The sequence below is a fragment of the Deinococcus grandis genome (assembly GCF_001485435.1).
In the GTDB taxonomy this organism is placed as follows: Bacteria; Deinococcota; Deinococci; order Deinococcales; family Deinococcaceae; genus Deinococcus; species Deinococcus grandis.
The window spans coordinates 2571243-2590542 of record NZ_BCMS01000001.1 but is presented as its reverse complement, the minus strand read 5'-3'; the positions used below and the strand labels follow the sequence as shown (position 1 = coordinate 2590542).

The 19300-nt window shown below is 71.9% G+C and carries 19 protein-coding genes; 7 read left to right on the top strand and 12 right to left on the bottom strand.

Annotated elements, in window-relative coordinates; translation table 11 throughout:
* Window positions 1-58: 58 nt before the first annotated feature.
* Together DEIGR_RS12575 and DEIGR_RS12570 are read right to left on the bottom strand one after the other, a co-directional pair.
* Window positions 59-499, bottom strand: coding sequence for an ACT domain-containing protein (locus tag DEIGR_RS12575; RefSeq protein ID WP_153013733.1), 441 nt, complete (start codon window positions 497-499; stop codon window positions 59-61).
* Between the two features lie 175 nt (window positions 500-674).
* Entirely contained in the window at window positions 675-1136 is a 462-nt protein-coding gene (locus DEIGR_RS12570) for a hypothetical protein (protein WP_058977744.1), read from the bottom strand.
* Between the two features lie 83 nt (window positions 1137-1219).
* On the opposite strand from DEIGR_RS12570, the gene DEIGR_RS20410 reads away from it, so the two are divergent.
* On the top strand, window positions 1220-1609 hold the full coding sequence (locus tag DEIGR_RS20410) for a hypothetical protein (protein ID WP_153013732.1): 390 nt from the start codon (window positions 1220-1222) through the stop codon (window positions 1607-1609).
* Between the two features lie 12 nt (window positions 1610-1621).
* On the opposite strand, the gene DEIGR_RS12565 is transcribed toward DEIGR_RS20410, so the two are convergent.
* From DEIGR_RS12565 to DEIGR_RS12555, 3 genes are all read right to left on the bottom strand, one after another.
* The gene (locus tag DEIGR_RS12565) at window positions 1622-2614 is read right to left on the bottom strand and encodes an MBL fold metallo-hydrolase (RefSeq protein WP_058977742.1); all 993 of its coding nucleotides are present in this window, start codon (window positions 2612-2614) and stop codon (window positions 1622-1624) included.
* Between the two features lie 112 nt (window positions 2615-2726).
* Entirely contained in the window at window positions 2727-3662 is a 936-nt protein-coding gene (locus DEIGR_RS12560; RefSeq protein WP_058977740.1) for a PEGA domain-containing protein, read from the bottom strand.
* A 43-nt stretch (window positions 3663-3705) separates the two neighbouring features.
* Window positions 3706-4194 (bottom strand): peroxiredoxin, encoded by a 489-nt coding sequence (locus tag DEIGR_RS12555; protein WP_058977739.1) that lies wholly within the window; start codon window positions 4192-4194, stop codon window positions 3706-3708.
* Window positions 4195-4230: 36 nt separating this feature from the next.
* On the opposite strand from DEIGR_RS12555, the gene tilS reads away from it, so the two are divergent.
* A complete protein-coding gene (gene tilS / locus DEIGR_RS12550) occupies window positions 4231-5829 on the top strand; it encodes a tRNA lysidine(34) synthetase TilS (RefSeq protein ID WP_058977737.1) in 1599 nt (532 codons plus the stop codon).
* Here tilS and DEIGR_RS12545 read toward each other — a convergent pair.
* The 3 genes from DEIGR_RS12545 to DEIGR_RS12535 form a co-directional block, all read right to left on the bottom strand.
* Window positions 5826-6008: a hypothetical protein gene (locus tag DEIGR_RS12545; RefSeq protein WP_058977735.1), complete on the bottom strand. Its 183-nt coding sequence runs from the start codon at window positions 6006-6008 to the stop codon at window positions 5826-5828. The two genes, tilS and DEIGR_RS12545, sit on opposite strands and share 4 nt — an antisense overlap.
* 68 nt (window positions 6009-6076) lie before the next feature.
* Window positions 6077-6859 carry a glycine-rich domain-containing protein gene (locus DEIGR_RS12540; protein WP_153013731.1) on the bottom strand — a complete coding sequence of 261 codons (783 nt, stop codon included), beginning with the start codon at window positions 6857-6859 and terminating at the stop codon, window positions 6077-6079.
* Between the two features lie 101 nt (window positions 6860-6960).
* Window positions 6961-8058 carry a GTP pyrophosphokinase gene (locus tag DEIGR_RS12535; protein WP_058977731.1) on the bottom strand — a complete coding sequence of 366 codons (1098 nt, stop codon included), beginning with the start codon at window positions 8056-8058 and terminating at the stop codon, window positions 6961-6963.
* Between the two features lie 84 nt (window positions 8059-8142).
* On the opposite strand from DEIGR_RS12535, the gene DEIGR_RS12530 reads away from it, so the two are divergent.
* Window positions 8143-9963: an N-acetylmuramoyl-L-alanine amidase family protein gene (locus tag DEIGR_RS12530; RefSeq protein WP_058977729.1), complete on the top strand. Its 1821-nt coding sequence runs from the start codon at window positions 8143-8145 to the stop codon at window positions 9961-9963.
* Between the two features lie 626 nt (window positions 9964-10589).
* Here the strand turns inward: DEIGR_RS12530 and DEIGR_RS12525 are convergent.
* Both DEIGR_RS12525 and DEIGR_RS12520 read right to left on the bottom strand, forming a co-directional pair.
* Complete coding sequence (locus DEIGR_RS12525; protein WP_058977726.1) at window positions 10590-11786, bottom strand: amino acid aminotransferase; 1197 nt, start codon at window positions 11784-11786, stop codon at window positions 10590-10592.
* Window positions 11776-12723 (bottom strand): DMT family transporter, encoded by a 948-nt coding sequence (locus DEIGR_RS12520; RefSeq protein ID WP_201785752.1) that lies wholly within the window; start codon window positions 12721-12723, stop codon window positions 11776-11778. Before DEIGR_RS12520 ends, DEIGR_RS12525 begins: the two co-directional genes overlap by 11 nt.
* A 106-nt stretch (window positions 12724-12829) precedes the next feature.
* Between DEIGR_RS12520 and DEIGR_RS12515 the strand changes: the two genes are divergently transcribed.
* The 4 genes from DEIGR_RS12515 to DEIGR_RS12500 all read left to right on the top strand — a co-directional run bounded on the left by DEIGR_RS12515 (window position 12830) and on the right by DEIGR_RS12500 (window position 15945).
* Window positions 12830-13288, top strand: a complete 459-nt coding sequence (locus tag DEIGR_RS12515) for an Lrp/AsnC family transcriptional regulator (RefSeq protein WP_058977725.1) — start codon at window positions 12830-12832, stop codon at window positions 13286-13288.
* A 291-nt stretch (window positions 13289-13579) separates the two neighbouring features.
* Window positions 13580-14266 carry an SDR family oxidoreductase gene (locus DEIGR_RS12510; RefSeq protein ID WP_058977723.1) on the top strand — a complete coding sequence of 229 codons (687 nt, stop codon included), beginning with the start codon at window positions 13580-13582 and terminating at the stop codon, window positions 14264-14266.
* 35 nt (window positions 14267-14301) lie between these two features.
* Complete coding sequence (locus DEIGR_RS12505) at window positions 14302-15276, top strand: NAD(P)/FAD-dependent oxidoreductase (protein WP_058978722.1); 975 nt, start codon at window positions 14302-14304, stop codon at window positions 15274-15276.
* A gap of 9 nt (window positions 15277-15285) precedes the next feature.
* The gene (locus DEIGR_RS12500) at window positions 15286-15945 is read left to right on the top strand and encodes an HAD family hydrolase (RefSeq protein ID WP_236704744.1); all 660 of its coding nucleotides are present in this window, start codon (window positions 15286-15288) and stop codon (window positions 15943-15945) included.
* Here the strand turns inward: DEIGR_RS12500 and DEIGR_RS12495 are convergent.
* Window positions 15905-17701, bottom strand: a complete 1797-nt coding sequence (locus DEIGR_RS12495) for a proline--tRNA ligase (RefSeq protein ID WP_058977721.1) — start codon at window positions 17699-17701, stop codon at window positions 15905-15907. The two genes, DEIGR_RS12500 and DEIGR_RS12495, sit on opposite strands and share 41 nt — an antisense overlap.
* 483 nt (window positions 17702-18184) lie before the next feature.
* On the bottom strand, window positions 18185-19204 hold the full coding sequence (locus tag DEIGR_RS12490; RefSeq protein ID WP_058977719.1) for an aspartate-semialdehyde dehydrogenase: 1020 nt from the start codon (window positions 19202-19204) through the stop codon (window positions 18185-18187).
* Between the last annotated feature and the right edge of the window lie 96 nt (window positions 19205-19300).

Here is a 19300-nt window from a genome sequence, read left to right as displayed (position 1 = left end):
AGAAGGGGCAGGCTGACCCGCGCGGGTTGGCCTGCCCCTCTGCCTGTTCATCCCTGAATCACGCGCAGATCGGTTCGACCACCCACGCCCCGTAATGATTCACGAAGTGCGCCCCGGACTCCCGGAATGCCCCGGCCACCTCCGGCAGGCGGCCCGGCTGATCCGACACGTCCACACTCAGGAGGATCTCGCCCCAGCCGAGCGCCTCCACGTACCGCTCCACGTGCACGCGCTCGTCGGTCGCGCCCTGCATCAACCGCAGCAGCTGCGCCCACAGTCCGTGCCGCCGACCGTCCGAGTCCAGCGCCGCCACGGCGTCCTCACCCATCAGCAGTTGCACCGACTGATCCCCCAGCCCCAGCGCCAGCAGGCGCGACGTGCACGCCTGCACGTCCTCCAGCGACCGGAACAGTCCGTACACCCGGCCCCGGCTGAGCATCATGAAATGCATCGCGCCCGCCCGCGCCGCGCGACCTCGACCCTGCACGCCTCTGGTCATGCCCATCACCTCATGACTGCCGCTGCCCAGCCAGGCAGCACCACGTTCCGGCGACCAACCACCGCGCCAACCGTCAGTTCAGGCCCCCACCGTACGCCGCCCGGACCACGCGGAATAGGCCCGAGCATACGGAAAGAGCCACGGGCACCGGTGTGCCCGTGACCCCGACGAAGCGTTACGCGCTCAGGCCCCGGCTGCCGTGCAGGGTGCGTTCCACCGTCTCGGTGACTTCCTGCTCGAAGCGGCGCAGGTGCTCGCGCAGGCGGTCCAGTTCCGCCACGCCCAGATCCGCCAGCCACAGCACGCTGCGGCCCAGCACCGCGAACGTCAGCGGCGCGTCCTCATCCGCGTCCTCGTCCGGGTCGACCGGGTCGAGATTCAACATCCCGTAATCCAGGCCCTGATTCATCAGGTTCATGCCCATCAGGATGTCCGGCAGGCTGTCCTCCTCGACGTACAGGTCCAGGTCCAGGTGCAGGCGCACGATCACCCCGCCCTGCGGATCGGCCTCCGCGAACATCGCCACGCGCGTCTCACCGTCCTGGATCAGCGCGCCGTCCTCGACCGCCTCGACAGTCAGGCCGCTCTGTTGCAGCGCCGCCATGATCCGCTGCAGTTCCGACTGGGATGCTGTCATGCGCCGGAGTATAGAGCCCACGCCCGCCCCGGACGGTCACGGCGTCCACGGTCCGTGCTCACTCGCGCAGCGTACGGTGGGGTATGCCCTCACTGCGTTCAGCTGGCTTCTTTCATGAACTGGGTTATGGAGACAGTCAGCCCAGCCAACCATCCATCCATGAGCCGCTGGACGTGAGTCTGTCTGCAGTCAAAGACCGGATCGTGGCATACCTGAGCCAGGGCAGTGCCTACGCGGTGGCAGCCGGTCCGTCGTTCGACTACTTTCAACGGCCGGAACGTCGTCCCATTGAGGGACTGGCTCTCTTGACGGATGGCGAGTGGATTTGGCCCTCGGATCTTGTCCATTACGTTCAGCATTACGCTGTCGCAGTACCGATCCAGTTTGTTGCACACATGCAGGCACAGAACTGGACGCCAAAGCAGCTGACGACACAGGAATTGATGGACGTGTCGCGTCGGGAACGCCAATAGATTCTGAAACCCTTACGCGTGGTACAGCCACACGCCGCGCGGCTCGTTCCAGGTGCGGTATAGCTGTCCCAGCAGGCGCAGGTGCTCGACGTGCGCCAGCGTCTCGGCCAGGGCGAAACGGCGACCCGAGACGTTCAGGTCACGCGGGAACATCGCCAGGGACAGCTCGTACGCGCTGCGGGGTTCGCGGGCCGCCTCGGCCGCCATGAAGTCCAGCCGCTCGTGGTGATGGGCGCGCAGTTCGCGCGCGCGGGCCTGCACGCCGGTCATGACCGGGCCGTGGTGGCCGACCACGGCCCGCGCCGGGTTCAGCGCCTCCAGTTTCCCCAGGGTCTGCAGGTAGTCGCCCAGCGGGTCGGGGCGGGTGTACGCGTACAGGCCCACGTTCGGACTGATGCGCGGCAGGATGGCGTCCCCGGCGATCAGGGTCCCCTCGGCTTCGTTCCAGAGGCCCAGGTGCCCGTCCGCGTGACCGGGCAGCCACAGCACCTCCCACGGCTGCCCGGAGAGGTCCACGTGCTGCCCCTCGCGCAGCGGCTGCACGCGCGACGCGGGATGCACCCGCTCGCGGCCCCGGCGGTTGTCGGCGCCCATGCTGCCTAGCGACTCGGGCGGCAGGCCGTGATCGCGCATATGCTTCAGGTGCCCCGGCAGCCACTCCTCCCACAGGTGCCAGTAGCGTTCGCCGCGGCCGATCTCGACGTCCAGCATCTGCACCTGCGCGCCGCTGCGTTCCTCCACGACGCCCGCCAGCCCGTAGTGGTCCGGGTGGTGATGCGTGATGATCAGGCGGTCCACGTCCGGCCAGTGCAGGCCCAGCGCCGCCAGCCCGGCCTCCAGCGCCGCGCGGGCCTCGGGCGTGTCCAGCGCGCAGTCGATCATCGTGACCGGGCCCACCGCCGGGCGGTCCAGCAGCACCGTCACGTACTTCATGGGGTACGGAATCGGCACCTGGAGGGCGTGAAGGTCACCCAGGACGTGGGTCAGCAGCGGCGCATCCGTCATGCCGCCGAGCGTACCACCGCGCCCCGGCGCCGCCCGCCACCGCGCCAGGAACACGAAAACCGGGTGCACGGCAAAGGGGAGGCGCCACGGCCTCCCCCGGACGCGCGCGCCGTCAGGGCAGTGTGCAGGTGTACGCGCCGCCCTGAACCGCGCAGATCACCGGACTGACCCGGTCCGCCGTGACCCGCACCAGCAGGTTCTGCGCCGCAAAACGCCGGTCGCGGGGCACCACGTTCAGCGCCACCACCCCGGGCCGCAGCGCCAGATCCAGCCCCACGCCCGGCTGCACCGACCCCGAGGGTCGCCGCTCGACGAACAGGTCGGCCAACACGTCGCTGCGCACCGACAGCGTCCCGGTCACCGGGCGCAGCGTGACGTCCACACGGTTCACGCTGTCCCCCGCGATGTTCACGCGCTGCGTGACGGTCTTGTACCCGACCCGCGACACCTCCACCGACACCTGCCCCTCCGGCAGGTCCGGGACGCTCAGCGGCGTCGTGCCCACCCGCACGCCGTTCACGCGCACGAGCGCGTCCCCGAAGTTCGACGTGACGTCCAGCGTCCCGAAGCGCACCACGCGGTACACCGTCGTGCCCACCGTGTACGACCCGGCGGGCAGGGCCCGCGCGGCGCCCTCGACCGCCCGCGACACGTCCGACACGCTGCGCGCACCCGCCGCGCCGTCCAGCGGCATCGGCTGCAGGCTGGCCACCGTGAACACCTGCGTGAAGCCCTGCGTGGCGGGCAGCGGCACCGGGACCACCTCGCCCGGACGGGTCTGCACCGTCGGCAGCACCAGCGCCCCACCCTGCGCGGGCAGCACCACCGACGTCACGAACGCCGCCCGGTCCGTCCCCACCAGCAGCGACCCCGGCCCGGGCGCGCGGTACAGCGCCTCCTCGCCCGTCACGGGCTGCGCGGCCCGCGTGCCCGGCGTCACCGTCAGGCGCAGCTGCGCGCCCGGCTGCGCCCGCAGCGGCGCCGGAACGCACCCACTGAGCAGACCCGCCAGCGCCAGGCCCGCCGCCCCCATCACACCACGTTTCATAAGACCAGGGTAAGGCACGCGCGTGACCCGCACCTGACGGTCCTCACACTCCGGCTTGCGCGGTGGGCGCGCCCTGCGTGCGCCGCTCCAGTTCCGCCAGCGTGCCGCTGACGTGCGTCAGGGGGTTGCCGCTGCGGTGCACCCAGGCGACCAGCCCGTCCGGGTCGATCAGGACCGTCACGCGGGACGCCATGTTCAGCAGGCCGCCCAGCGTGCCCATCACGCCGTACGCGCGGCACAGGCTGCGATCCCCGTCCGGGATGAGCGGGTAGCTCAGGCGACACGAGTCGCGGAACGCCGCCTGCCGCGCCTCAGTGTCGGTGCTCACGCCGATCACCTGCGCGCCCAGCCGCTCGAATTCCGGCAGGGCCGCCTCGAAGCGCTGCGCCTCGATGCTGCACCCGGCGCTGCCCGCGCGCGGGTAGAAGTACAGCACCACCCAGCGGCCCCGCAGCGCGCCGAGACTGACGGTGCGGCCGTCGTCGCTGCGGCGCGTGAAGTCGGGGGCGGCCTGTCCGGGCGTGACACTCATGCGCCCGATTGTACGGGCCGCCCGTACAATGCGCCCGTGCCCGATCCCACCGAATCCCTCCTGCGGCCCCTGCGCGAGCACGCGGGCGCCGTGGTGGTCGTGGGCGTGTCCGGTGGGGCGGACAGCGTGGCGCTGCTGCTGGCCCTGCGGCAGGCGGGCGCGCGGCCCGTGGCGGCGCACCTGGACCACGCCCTGCGGCCCGACTCCGCGCAGGACGCCGCGTGGGTACAGGCGCTCGCCGCGCGGCTGGACGTGCCGTTCGCGGGCGCGCGGGTGGACGTGGGCGCGGTCGCCGCCCGGCGCGGCTGGAACACCGAGGACGCCGCCCGCCGCCTGCGCTACGACTTCCTGGCGCGCGCGGCGAAGGCGCACGGCGCGCCGGTCATCCTGACCGCCCACACCCGCCGCGATCAGGCCGAGACGGTCCTGACGGCCCTGCTGCGCGGCGAGGCGGTGCTGCACGGCATTCCCGCCGTGCGCGGGCGGGTGCGTCGGCCCTGGCTGGACGTGCCCCGCGCCGACCTGGAAACTTTCCTGCGCGCGCAGGGGCAGGAGTGGCGCGAGGACCCCACCAACGACGACCCCGCGTACACCCGCGCGTGGCTGCGCCGCGACGTGATGCCCGTCCTGACCGCCCGCTACCCTGCGCTGGAGGCCACCCTGGCCCGCGTGGCACGGCATCAGGCGCAGGACGACGACGCCCTGAGCGCCCAGGCCACGCAGATCACCGCGCACGCCCCGCTGCGATCCGTGCCGCCCGCCGTGCTGCGCCGCTGGCTGCGCGCCCGTCTGCACGACGCGGGCCTCGACGCGCAAGCCACGCACCTCGACACTCTCGCGGACGCCCTGACGTCGGGCGGCACCACGCACCTCGACCTGCCCGGCGCGCACCCCGTCACCGTCACCGGGGGGAGGCTGCACCTCACCCCGCAGACGTACCCGGACCCCGACTTCCCCCTCCCGGACGGCTGGACGCGCCGCACCCGGCAACCCGGCGACCGCATCCACCTCCCGGGCGGCACCCGCAAGCTCAGCGACGTGCTGACCGACCGGCACGTGCCCCGCACCGACCGGGACCGCGTGCCCCTGCTGGTCAGTGATGAGGGCGTGCAGTGGATCGGCCTCCAGCCGCCCGTCTGGGCCAGCGGGGCACGCGAGCACGCCGCCCAGCCCCCCGACCCCCTGCATGCCGCGATGGGCGAGGCCCTCGCGCAGGCCCGGCAGGCCGCCGACGCGCAGGAAGTCCCGGTCGGCGCGGTCGTCCTCGGCCCGGACGGCACCGTGATCGGGCGGGGGCGCAACACCAGCCGCGAGCACGGCGACATGACCCGCCACGCCGAACTCCAGGCGCTGCGCGAGGCCGCCCGCACCCTCGGCACCCCGTACCTGACCGGCTGTACGTTGGTCGTCACCCTGGAACCCTGCCCGATGTGCCTCGGCGCGGCCCTCGAAGCCCGCATCGGGCACATCGTCTACGGCGCCGCCAACCCGAAGGTAGGTGCGCTGGGTGGCGTCACCGACCTCCTCGCCGCGCACTGGGGCCACGCACCCCGGGTCACGCCCGGCATCCGCGCCCGCGAGGCCGCCCGCCTCCTGAAAGACGTGTTCAGCCAGGTGCGCGCCCAGCGGTCCTAGCGGTTCAGCGCCGCGAGAGACGCCTGAAGCACCTGGAACTGCTCGGCGGTCAGGCCCAGCCGCGCCGCGCCCGCCTCGTCCTCGGCGGTCCCGTGCCGGACGATCAGCTCGTGCCGGGACACCCGCGCCACGTCAGTGTCCGTGGGGCCAGTGTGCAGTCCGGCAATCTCGAATCGCATGCGTCACCGTACCCGCGCCACTCCGGGCGCCGCAGCCGCCGACTGGCCGACGCTGCCCGAACGGATGATCAGCTGCTGCACCCGCCGCCACAGCTGGACCCGCAACTTGACCCGCCCCCGTCCGAGCAACTGCTGTCGCTGCCGGGCGCGCAGTCGCCGCCCGAGGTGCCGCCCATCCAGGTCACGCCCAGGTCCCCGTCGGAGCGGCGACGCAGCGCGGTGGGGGAGAGCTCCGGCGGGGTGAGGGTCACGATCAGCAGCGCGATCAGGCCCGCGCCCAGGGCCAGCAGCAGCGCCACGTGACTCCAGGCGAAGGTCAGGCCCGTGACGACCGCCACGCCCAGCGCCAGCCACAGGCCCGAGCGGCGCGCGCTGCCCTGCACGTGCTCCCGCCGGGCACGCGAGCGGCGAGGGTCCGGCCAGATGTCCGCCGGGGGACGCTCCCCGAAGGTGCGGGTGTAGGCATCCAGCGTCGCCTCGTACTGCGCGCGGAAGCGGGCCGGGTCGCCCGGCTGGCCGCCCCCGGGTTCGTGGTGCAGCGGCGCGGGCAGCAGCGGCGTCAGGCGCTCCCAGTAGTCGCGGGTGAACAGCAGGTGCAGGTGCCAGACCTCGTCCACGACCGCGGACGGCGTGACCGGCGTGCCCAGCGTGGACAGCAGCAGGAATCGGCGGTACTCCTGCGCGGCGCGCTGCGCGTAGGCGGGCGTCCAGCGCTGCTCGCGGCTCAGGCGGGCCAGCAGGCCGTCCGGCAGGGCGTAAGCGCGCAGCTCGTCCCACAGAGGGGGCAGCAGGGGCAGGGTGGGGAGGTCCGGGGTGACACTCGGCTGACCGCTCATTCGTTCGTGGCTCATGGCCCACTCCCTGACGGGACACGGCTTGCCGGTCGGCCTGGACGGCCTCCACGCTGGTGATCCCGTCACGATCAGCGTGCGCGCGCCCTGTCAGGCGCCCGTCAGCCCACCCGCGCCGACCCGTCCGCCATGACCTGCGCGTACGCCTCGCGCACCGCCGCCACCAGCTGATCGCCACTCAGGACACCACGCAGGTCCAGCATGCTGACGATCTCATGCGGGTCCAGCAGCGGATTCGCGCACGCCCGCAGCAGCGCGTAATGCACCACGCTCGTCCCCGGCCGCGCCCCGCCCGCCGGGGTCCACGCCTCGCGCAGGCGCGGCAGCAGCAGCGACGCGAAGCGCACCACCTCGCCCTCATGCCGCCGCAACTCCTTCTGCAAGGCCCCCACCGAGTGCACGCCCACGTAGTGCAGCAGGCTCGCCAGCCGCTGCGGCCGCTCCGGATCCGGCCAGTCCGTCAGGAGCAGGACGTCCAGCGCGCCCGCCACCTGCTGATCCAGATCCCGCACCGGCGCGACCCCCAGCAGGTGCTTCATGCTCGGCGCGTCGATGAACACCGCGTCCGGCGCGTCCTCCACCCGCGTGGGCAGCGTCGCCGCGTACTCCTGCGACAGGCGGTGCAGGGTCATGAACTCCTCGTCCGCCATCTCCAGCAGCCCCGCCAGCCGGTAGAAGCGCCGCTGCACCTCCCGCGGGATCGCCTCACGGTTCTTGTAGCCCAGATCATGCTCGATCTCCGCCCACGCGTGCTGGAGGATCGAACGGATCTGCACCTCGAACTTCAGGCCCGCGAACCCACCCAGGTCCGGCGAGTCCGGCGTGACCTGCACCACGTAATGCACGCCCATGTACCCGAAGCGGTCCGGGTCGTGCATCTTGCTCTTGTCGATCGAGTTCTCCCAGTCGATCACGTGATGCTCCTCCAGCAGGCGCGACACCACGCTCACGTCCGACTCGAAGTACGTGATCACGCGCACCGCCACCAGATCCGTCACGTCCGCCAGCGCCCCGTACCGGCCCGGCTTACGCCGCAACTTGTCCTCCAGACTCGCGCGTTTCTTCACGCGGCCCGTCACATGATGGATGTTCAGGCCCGCCCCGGCGATCAGGCGCGTGACGTGCGCCACCGCCGCGTCCCGCAGGCCCTCGAAGGTCTCGCACCCGTCCTCGTACGCCTGGAGTAGCTGACCGTTCATGTGCCCCCAGCTTAAACCCGCGCCCGCCCCGTCCGGCGCGCAGGTCCACACCCGACCCCCCGGCGCCGCGTGCTATCCCCAGACATGCGCCCCGCCCTGCCCGCCCTGCTCCTGGGCACCGCCCTGCTGACCCTCGGCGCGGCCCCCGCCGCCACCCCCAACCCCGCCACCGCCAGCGCCCCCGGCATCCTCGTCGCGTACCCCCCCGAAGGCCACCGGGTCGCGTTCGACCACGTCATCCTGGAGGGCATGGTCCCGCCCGGCGCGACGCTGACGGTCAGCGGCACGCCCGTCCCCACTGGCCCCGACGGCCTGTACATCAGCTGGTTCCCCCTGAAGCCCGGCGTGAACGACCTGCGCCTGATCGCCCGCACCCCCGCCCGCCCCGGCCAGAGCGCCCGCAGCATCACCCGCATCCTGCGCGTCACCCGCACCGTCCCCCGCACGCTGCCCACCACGCCCACCACCATCACCCGCGCCAGCATCACGCCCTCCCAGCCCACCGAACTGTGGGACCCCGCCGGGGACACCCCCCAGGACCGGCAGATTCCCGTGCGCTTTCAGGGCAGCCCCGGCGGCCGCGCCACCGCCCGCATCGCAGGCCTGCCCGCCCAACCCCTGCGCGAAGGCCCCGCCGGAACGTACAGCGGCACCCTCGACGTGCCCCCCACCGCCCGCCTGAGCAGCGCCGCCCTCACCGTCACCCTGACCGGCCGCGACGGGCGCACCTCCAGCGCCCCTGCGCCCGGCCCCGTCACCAGCACCCCCGGCACCGCCCGCACCGTCACCACCCCACCCGGCACCATCCCCGGCCCCGGCCTGAACGCCAGCAGCACCCGCCTCACCACCACCCAGGGCGCCCCGCTGCTGTACCCCAGAGACGGCACCACGTACCGCGCCGTCGGCCGCGTCGGCCCCGATCTGCGCGTCCGCCTCGCCCCCGGAATCAGCGCCCTGATCACTGCCAGCCAGACCACCCCCACCGGCTTCACGCCGCCCCCCGCCCCAGGCGGCGGCCCCATCACCCTGACCAGCACCCCCGACCAGCTCCAAGTGCACCTCCCCCTCGGCACCGCCCGGCCCCCCTTCACCCTCACCCAGACCGGCGAGCGCACCCTGCGCCTCACCCTCTACGCCACCCCCACCCCACCCCTCACCCCACCCGACCCCGGCGACCCCCACCTCGCCCACCTCACGATCAGCACCCCCACCCCCGGCGTCACCCAGCTCGACCTCACCCTCCAGTCCCCCATCTGGGGCTTCCACGCCGACCACGACGACCAGGGCCTCCTCCTCACCACCCGGCAGCCCCCCACCCCGGACCCCACCCGACCCCTCCAGGGCCGCGTCATCACCCTCGACCCCGGACACGGCGGCACCCAGAACGGCGGCGCCGGCAGCCTGGGCACCCCCGAAAAGAACCTCGTCCTCCCCATCACCCTCCTCATCGCCCAGCTCCTCCAGGCGCAGGGCGCCACCGTCATCCTCACCCGTGACACCGACACCACCCTCGGCCTCTACGAACGCGGCCTGATCGCCGAAAACACCAGCAGCGACCTCCTCATCAGCATCCACGCCAACGCCCTCCCCGACGGCCGCGACCCCCGCGGCACCCGCGGCCCCGAGATCTACTACACCCACCAGCAGGCCAGAGGCCCCGCGCAGGCCATCCTCACCGCCCTCCGCACCCAACTCCCCGACCTCGGCCCCGGCGCCGGACTCAAACCCGACGCCGACCTCGCCCTCACCCGCCCCACCACCCAACCCAGCCTCCTCGTGGAAACCGGGTACCTCACCGACCCGGGCAACCTCCGCCTCCTCAACAGCCCAGACGGACAGCGGCGCATCGCGCAGGCCATCGCCGACGGCATCAGCGCGTACTACGCGGGGCTGGCGGGACGGTAGGGATTCGGGGGTGGTGTTGGAAGGTGGGCGCCTGGCGGCGGGCCTCCCCACCCCCCAGCCCCCTCCGCAAGCGGCTCATACGAGTACCCCAGAGGGGCAGGGGGGGCAGTCGCTGCGCTCGGCAAGAGGCTTCACTTATGCAGCGGAGGTGGGTCGGGCGGTGACGGGTCTGGCTTCGACGCCATCCTCCGCCCCCCGTAAGGCCCGCGCGCTGCGCGCACGACGGCCGGTGGTGATCTGCGGTCAGCTGGTCGGTGGGACGCTGCACGCCGCTGATCGACTTTCAAAAGACTGCTTTTGCAGAAGCCCAAAAAGTAGAACCTTGCAGCACGCACCACGATGTGGGGCCAACCCATCGTCGTGGCAGACGAGCCCGTCGTGCGCGCAGCGCGCGGGGCGAACGCGGCGAGTTCGGAGGCATGCAGCCCCATACGTGGCCGAACCCGCCAGTTGCCCATCAGAAACGCCAGAGAAATACCTGCCGAGCGCAGCGAACACTCCCCCTGCCCCTCTGGGGTACTCGTATGAGCCGCTTGCGGAGGGGGCTGGGGGGTGGGGCAGCCCGCCGCAGGCGCAGCCACTCCAACTCAGTAGGCCAGCCCGCCACCAGTCCCAGTGAAGGGCCGTTACCGCCCGACAGCCTCCCGCCCGTACACGGCGATCAGCGCGTGCGCGAGTGGGGTGATGGCGTGGTCGGGAATGCCGGCGATGTTGATGCGGCCTTCGCGGGTGCCGTAGATGGCGTGGTGGTCGCGGAGGGTGTCCATCTGTTCTGGTGTGAGGGGGAGGAGGCTGAACATGCCCTGGTGGTGTTCGATGGTGAGGAGGTCGTGGGGGGCGCCTGCGTCGCGCAGGGCGTGTCCGAGGGCTTCGCGGACGGTGCGGATGCGGTCGCGCATGGTGTCGAGTTCCGCGTGCCAGGGGTGGGGGTTGTTCAGGAGGGTGGCGGCGATGGCGGCGCCGTGTTCGGGGGGCATGGAGTAGGTGCGGCGGGCGATGCCTTCGAGGACGCTGAGGACGGTAGGCTTTTCGTGTGGGTGGGGGACGAGGACGGTGGCGGTGCCGGTGCGTTCGCAGTACAGGCCCATGTTCTTGGAGCAGCTGGCGGCGATGAGGACGGTGCCGAGGTACTGGGTCATGATCCGCAGGCCCTGGGCGTCCTCGTGCAGTCCTTGGCCGAGGCCCTGGTAGGCCATGTCGATCAGGGGGATGAGGCCGCGCTCCTGGCAGTAGCTGGCGAGGGCGTGCCAGCTTTCCTGGTTGAGGTCGATGCCGGTGGGGTTGTGGCAGCAGCCCTGCACGAGGAGGATGTCGCCGGGCTGGGCGGCGTCGAGCGCGCCGAGCATGGGGGTGAGGTCTGTCGTGCCGGTGCCGTCGTCGTGCCAGGGGTACTCGGCGGTGAGGAGTCCGGCGGCGCGCATGAGTGGGTGGTGGTTGGCGTAGCCGGGGTTGGACGTCCAGACTGTCGCTTCGGGGTTGGCGCTGGCGATCAGGTCGGCGAGGGTGCGCAGCGCGCCGGTCCCGCCGACGGTCTGCACGGTGACGGCGCGGTCCAGGGTGGGGGTGTGGTCGCCGAGGAGCAGGCGGGTCATGGCGGCGTTGAAGTCGGCGTTGCCGCTCAGGGGCCGGTAGACCTTGCTGGGGGCCGCGTCGGCCAGGGTGCGTTCGGCGTGCTGGACGGCGTTCAGAACCGGGGTGTGGCCGTGCGCGTCGCGGTAGATGCCGATGCCGAGGTTGAGTTTGTGGGGGCGGGGGTCGTCGCGGTGGGCGTTCTGCAGGGCCCAGAGGGGGTCGAGGGGGAGGGGGCGCAGGTCACTGAACATGGGCAGCTCCTTTGGTTCGGGTGGGCATGAGGTTGAAGACGAGGACGCCGGTGGTGACGATGGCGACCCCGATGGCGGACGCGACGCTGGGCCGCTCGCCGAGCAGCGGCAGGGCGAGGAGGGTGGCGAGGACGGGCGCGAGCGCGCCGACGGTGGCGCAGCGCAGCGTGCCGAGGTGTTTCAGGGCGTAGGGGTAGGTGAGGGAGGCGACGACGCCGACGCCGATGCCCTGCACGGCGATGAACGGCAGCAGGTCCTGTGCGGGCACCTGCGTGAGGTGGCTGGGCAGCGTGCCAGTCAGCAGCAGCGGCGCGAGGATGATGAGTGACGGGTATGTGACCAGCATGGCGACGCTCAGCGGGTCGAGTCCGGCGCGGCGCATCCCGAGGGTGTACCCGCCCCACAGCAGGCTGGCGCTCAGCAGCAGCGCGATCCCGGTCAGGGGGGAGGTGCCGACCGTGCCCAGCCCGATGACCAGCAGGACGATGCCGAGGAGGATCAGGCTCAGGCCCGGCCACTGGGTGGCGGTCACGCGGTCGCGGAACAGCAGGGCGCCGACCAGCACGACGGACAGCGGGGTGGTCCCGGCGACGAGGGCGCTGACGTGCGCGGCAGACGTACTGGCGCCCCCGGCGGCGGCGATCAGGAAGAACGGCAGGCCCGCCCCGGCGGTGATCATCAGGGCCGCGTGTGGGGGGACGCGCCGCAGCGCGGGCAGGCGCGAGGGCAGCAGCGGCAGCAGCAGCGTGGCGGGAATCAGGAAGCGGATCAGCGCCACGTCCCCCGGCGTCAGCGGCGAGTGCCCGATGGCGCGGATGGTCAGCGCGAACGCCGCCCAGATCAGCACCGTGACGGCCAGCGCCGCCCAGCCGAGCAGCGCACCAGCAGGCAGGCCGCGCCCGGCGGCACGCGGGAACGAGGGGTTCAGTTGGCTCACCCTTGCATCCTCCGGCAACGGGTGGGTGCCGCCCCGGAATGGTCAGAAGCTGCCAAAACCTGCCCTCACGGGCGGCGTCAGGGGCAGAATCTGCCAGAATCCACCCATGGACGACCGTGACCGCCGCATCCTCGCCGCGCTGCAGGCGAACGGGCGCATCAGCAACCAGGACCTCGCGGATCAGGTGCACCTCTCGCCGTCGCCGTGCCTGCGGCGCGTGCGGCAGCTGGAGGACTCCGGCGTCATCCAGGGCTACACCGCCCTCGTGGACGAGGAAGCGTACGGCCTGACCGTCACGGCGTTCGTCCGCGTGCGGCTCCAGCTGCACACGACGGCCAGCATCCGCGCGTTCGAGGACGCCATCGCCCGCATGGACGCCGTACTCGACTGCTACGTCATGACCGGCGAGGCCGACTACCTCCTGCGGGTGCTCGTGGCGGACCTCAAGGCCTACGAGGCGTTCGTGCGCCGGGAACTGCACGCCGTGCCCGGCATCGCCTCCATCGACACCAGCTTCGCGTACGGCCGGGTGAAGCGGGCGACGGTGTACCCGCAGCTGGGGTGACAGGGGAGTAGGCAGTGGGGAGTGGGTCGGGGGTTGCGGGCGGAGGCGTCGCGGTCACGAACACCGCCCACTCACGGCTGATACGAGATTAAATTGACTTGCTTGCACCGTGATCTCGTTCCGTTGTCCCCTCTCCCCATGTGGGAGAGGGAGGGAGGAGCGAAGCGACGGAAGGGTGAGGGGGCCACCGGGCGACTCCGAAGGATGTGGAATCACTTTAGTCCCGCCTGACCTCTTCACCATTCCCTACAACCCACAACCCACATCCCACACCCCTGCTACCGTCGGGCCATGAGTGTTCGTCCGGTGACGGTGGTGACGGGTGCGGCGGGGGGGATCGGGGCGGCGCTGGCGCGGGAGCTGGCGGCGGGGCATGACCTGATCCTGTCGGGCCGGAACGTGGGGGCGCTGGAGGCCCTGTGCGCGGAGGTGGGGGGGACGCCGCTGGTGCTGGACCTGACCCGCCCGGAGTCGTTCGAGGCGGCGCTGGCGGGGCTGGGGCGCGTGTCGAACGTGGTGCACAACGCGGGGGTGGTGGAACTGGGCGCGGTGGCGGAGCAGCCTCACGCGGTGTGGTCGCACACCCTGGCGGTGAACGTGGTCGCCCCGGCGGAACTGACGCGCCTGCTGTTGCCGCGCGTGCGCGCGGAGCGGGGCTCGGTGGTGTTCGTGAACAGCGGCGCGGGCCTGCGCGCGAACGCGGGCTGGGGCAGCTACGCGGCGAGCAAGTTCGCCCTGAAGGCCCTGGCGGACGCGCTGCGTGAGGAGGAGGCCGCGCACGGCGTGCGGGTCACGAGCGTGTACCCGGGCCGCACGGCGACGCCCATGCAGCAGAAGGTGAGGTCGCAGGAGGGTGCGCCGTACACCCCGGAGGCGTTCGTGCGGCCGGAGTCGGTCGCAAAGCTGATCGCGTTCGCGCTGAATGCGCCCCGGGACGCGCTGCTGCCGGACCTGAGCGTCCGGCCCGGCCCGCAGTGAGCCCGGATGTCCCCGCGCCGCGTGCGGGTGAGGTCGTGCCGGGCCTGTGGGACGTGCTGGTCGTGGGGGCGGGTCCGGCGGGCCTGAGTGCCGCGTTGACGCTGGGCCGCTCGCGGCGCCGGGTGCTGCTGCTGGACGGCGGGCCGCCCCGCAACGCGAGCGTGTCGGCCGGGCACGGCCTCCTGACCCGTGACGGGATCAGCCCCGAGGAGCTGAAGGCGGCGGCCCTGGCGGACCTGGAACCATACGACGTGACGGTCCGTGCGGACAGTGCGCGCGAGGTCCGGCGGGTGGGCGAGTGCTTAGACGTGCGCGTCGGGGACGCGTGGCAGCGGACGCGGGTGCTGGTGTTCGCGACAGGTGTGCGGGACATCCTGCCGCCGGTGCCGGGCCTGCGGGAACGCTGGGGGCAGGGCGTGTTCCACTGCCCGTACTGCGACGGCTGGGAGCACGAGGGCCGTGCCCTTGCCGTGTACGGCTCCGGGCAGTCGGCGCATCACCTCGCCCTGACGGTCCGGGCGTGGTCCCCCCGCGTGACGCTGCTGTGCGACGGGGACCCGTGCCTGACGCCCGAACAGGCGCTCGATCTGGAGCGGGTGGGTGTGGCGGTCCGTACGCAGCCGGTGCGCCGCGTGAGTGGCGGCCCGCTGGAGGACACCCCAGTGTGCGTGTCGTTCGTGGGTGCCCCGCCCCTGAGCGTGGACGCGGTGTTCCTTGCGCCCGAGCAGCAGGGCGGCAGCCACCTGCCCGCCGCGCTGGGCTGCGCGATGGACGAGAAGGGCCGCGTGACCGTGGACGGCGATCAGGAGACCAGCCTGCCGGGCGTGTTCGCCATCGGGGACATGACGGGCGCGCCGCAGTACGTGGTGCAGGCGGCGGCGGCGGGTATGCACGCGGCGCAGGTGATCAACACCCGCCTGATCCACGCGGCGGTGCACTCCATGGGCGCGGCGTTCCACAAGAGCCCGGAGGACGAGGGGGCCCACGATCCCGACAGCCGTGAAGAGTAAGATGCTCAGGTGAGTATTGATGCGATCCTGTTCGATCTGGACGGCACCCTGCACGACCGCGCCGTCACGCTGCGCGCGTGGCTGGCCGAGCACGTCCGGCAGTTCGGCCTCCCGGACGGGTACGCCGCGCGCTTCCTGGAACTGGAGGATCACGGCTACCGCCCGAAAGCGGAGGTGATCCCGCAGCTCGTGCAGGAGTTCGCGCTGCCGCACGACCCGCGCACCCTGCTGGACACCTACGCGGGGCACGTGCAGCACGCTGTCCCGATGGCCCACGCACACGCCGTCCTGCGTGAACTGCGCGCCCGGGGCGTGCGGGTGGGGGTCGTCACGAACGGCTGGGAGAACCTCCAGCGCACCTGCGTGGACGTGTGCGGCCTGACGGGACTGATCGACGACCTCGTGATCAGCAGGGCCGTGGGGCTCAGCAAACCCGACCCGGCGATCTACCGGCTGGCGCTGGACCGCCTGGGCGTCCGCGCGGATCAGGCGTGGTTCGTGGGCGACTCGCCCCGCAACGACATCGCCGGACCGCAGGCGGTGGGCCTGCGCGCCGCGTGGCTGCCCACCACCCACCCCCTGCGCGGCGAGGTGCCGGACGCCACGCTGCGCGACCTGCGGGACGTCTTCAGTCTGCCCGGGTTGCCCGTTCCCGGAAGCGGGCGCTGAGCCAGCCCGTCACCTCGGCCAGCGGAAGGCTGAGCGTCTCGCCGCTGCGGCGGTCCTTCAGTTCGACCTCGCCGCGCTCCAGGGTGCGGCCCAGCGTCACGCGGTACGGGATGCCCAGCAGGTCCGCGTCGGCGAATTTCGCCCCGGCGCGTTCTTCCCGGTCGTCCAGCAGCGGGGCCAGTCCGGCGGCGCGCAGTGCGGCGTACAGGGTCCGCGCGGCCTCCTGCTGCGCCTCATGGCGGATGTCCACCACGATCAGGTGCGCGTGGAACGGCGCGAGGGCGTCCGGCCAGATCAGCCCCCGCTCGTCGGACAGCCCCTCCGCGACGGCCTGCGCCAGCTGCGACACGCCGATCCCGTAGCAGCCCATCTGGAACGGGCGTTCGCTGCCGTCCGCCGCCGTGAACGTCGCGTTCATCGCCGCCGAGTACCGCGTGCCCAGCTGGAACACGTGTCCCACCTCGATCCCCCGCGCGGACTGGAGCACCTGCGTGTCGTCGTGCAGGGCGGCCTCGCCCGCGCGGGCCTGCCGGACGTCCACCTCCTCCGGTAGGTCGTACTGCGTGCCCCAGTTCGCGCCCGTCACGTGCCAGTCGGTGTCGTTCGCGCCGGTCGTGAAATCCCGCAGCGCCGCGCCCGCCGGGTCGCACAGCCGCAGGAACGAGCCCACCACGTCCTCCCGCGCGGCAATCACACTGTCCGGCAGGTCCGGCGCGAGGTACCCCAGCGGCAGCGACCCCGCTGCCCAGGCGTCCGGCTGCGCGACCTCCAGCCCCACCAGTTCCCCGTCCACGCGGGCCTGCACGGCGTTCCACAGTTTCACCGGGTTCACGTTGTGATCCCCGCGCAGACTGACGAGCACCGGCCGTAGCACCCGCCGCCCCGCCCGCAGGAACACGGCGTCGTACAGGACGTTCTTCAGCATGTGCGCCGCGTCGCAGCCCAGCGCCGCGCACGCCCCGGCGACCGTCGCCGTGCCCGGCGTGTGCCGCCGCGCGAAGCCCGTGAACGGACTCGGGGCCGCCACCGACGCCCGCGACACGGCCCGCTCTGCGTTCGCCGCGTACTGCCCGTCCGGGGTGAACAGCACCTCGTCCTCACCCACGTCACTCAGGACCATGAACTCGCGACTCTCGGCCCCGCCGATGTTCCCGCTGTCCGCCTGCACCGCCCGCCACGCCACGCCCAGCCGCGACAGCACCCGCCCGTACACGCCACTCATCGCCTCGAAATGCGCCTCCAGGCTCGCCGGGTCCGCGTGGAACGAGTACGCGTCCTTCATCACGAACTCCCGCGTGCGCAGCAACCCGAAGCGCGGGCGCAGCTCGTCCCGGAACTTCCGGCTGAACTGGTACACGCTGACCGGCAGGTCCCGGTAACTGCGCACCAGACCGCCCACCACGTCCAGCGCGACCTCCTCATGCGTCGGCCCCAGCGCGTGCGCCCGCCCCGCGCGGTCCGTCACCGTGAACATGATCCCCTCCGCCTGCGTGTACGCCTCCCAGCGGCCCGACGCCTCCCACAGCGCCCGCGGCTGGAGCACCGGGAAGCTCACCTCCTGCGACACGCCCTCCAGCTCCTCACGGATCAGGGCCTCCAGCCTCCCCATCACGCGGGTCATCAGCGGCAGGTGCGCGTACAGGCCACTCCCCACCCGCCGCACGTATCCCGCCCGCAGCAGAAACTGTACCCCGCGCGTCTCCGCGCCCTCCGGCGTCTCCCGCCACGTGCGGAACAGACTCTCACTCAATTTCATGTGGTGCCCCCTCGGGAATCACGACCCACGCCACGCGACAGCAGGCAGGCGAGGTCGGAATAAGGCGATGTGACGACACACCCAGCTCAGAGCCGGGCGGCAAACTCCAGACATGGCAGCGTCGGACGTACCGCTTCCGACTCCGGTGCATTCCGGGAACTGCGCCGGAATGCTCCTGCGTCTCCGGCTGCACGTCTTTTCTGTTTCTCGCTCTGCTGCGCAGCTTTTTAAGTCCGCTCGGGTTGAGCAGAGTCCTCAACCACAGTTCATGTCACACCCCGGAGGGTGGCGGGAGCACGGGCAGGCCCGCACCGATCCGGATGGTGGGGAAGATCTGCTCGCTCATGCCGCCCAGACTAGACGCGAGGCCGGGGGCGGTCAAGCAGAACTGCCGGTTGTGGGTTGTCGGTCGTGGGAGGTGGGAAGAGCAAAAGGGCGGTGGGATGCAGGCCCACAGCCCACACCCCACCGCCCACAACCCGTTCACGCCCGCTGTTTGGCTTTCAGCGCGCCTTTCTGCTGGAGGTACTCGGCGATCTGCACGGCGTTCAGCGCCGCGCCTTTCAGGAGCTGGTCGCCCGCGACGAACAGGTCGATGCCGCCGTCGAACACCAGGGACTCGCGGATGCGGCCCACCTCGACGTCGTACTTGCCGCTGGCGGTCAGGGGCATCGGGTACAGCTTGCCTTCCGGGTTGTCGCGCACCTCGACCCCGGCGGCCCCGGCCAGCAGGTCGCGGACGGCGTCGGGGGTGGCGGGGCGTTCGAGTTCCAGGGTGATCGCCTCGCTGTGGGTGCGGAGGGTGGGGATGCGCACGGCGGTGCAGCTGATCTTCAGGCTGTCGTCCCCGATGATCTTGCGGGTCTCCCACGCGACCTTCATTTCCTCCTTGGTGTACCCGTTGTCCTGGAAGGAGTCGATGTGCGGGATGACGTTGAACGGGATGGGGTGCGCGAATACGCTCGCCTGCGCCTGTTCGCCGTTCAGTTCGGCGCGGGTCTGTTCGAGCAGTTCCTCCATGCCCTTGGCACCCGCGCCACTGGTGGCCTGATACGTGCTGACGATCATGCGTTTCACGCCGTACTCGCGGTGAATGGGGGCCACGGCCACCACGGCGATGGCGGTCGTGCAGTTCGGGTTCGCGATGATGCCCTTGTGGGCCAGGGCGGCGTCGCCGTTCACCTCGGGCACGACCAGGGGCACGTCGGCGTCGTAGCGGAAGGCGCTGCTGTTGTCGATCACGACCGCGCCGCCCTCCACCCACTTCGGGGCCAGGGCCTTGCTGATGCTGCCGCCCGCCGACGCCAGAATCACGTCCGCGTCGATGGCGCCTTCGGGCGTGACCTGCACGGTCAGGGGCTGGCCCTTGAAGGTCAGCTGCGTGCCCGCGCTGCGCGGGCTGGCAAACAGGAGCAGCTCATCGAATTGCAGCGTGCTGCTTTCCAGCACCTTGAGAAGTTCGTGGCCCACCGCTCCGGTCGCTCCGACAATCGCTACGCGCATGCTCGTCTCCTTGAATGAAAAAACCGCCCGGCGTGTCTCGCGGGGCGGCTGTCACAGAGCACCGCCCTCACGGGGTAATGGTGGTCATGACGGTCA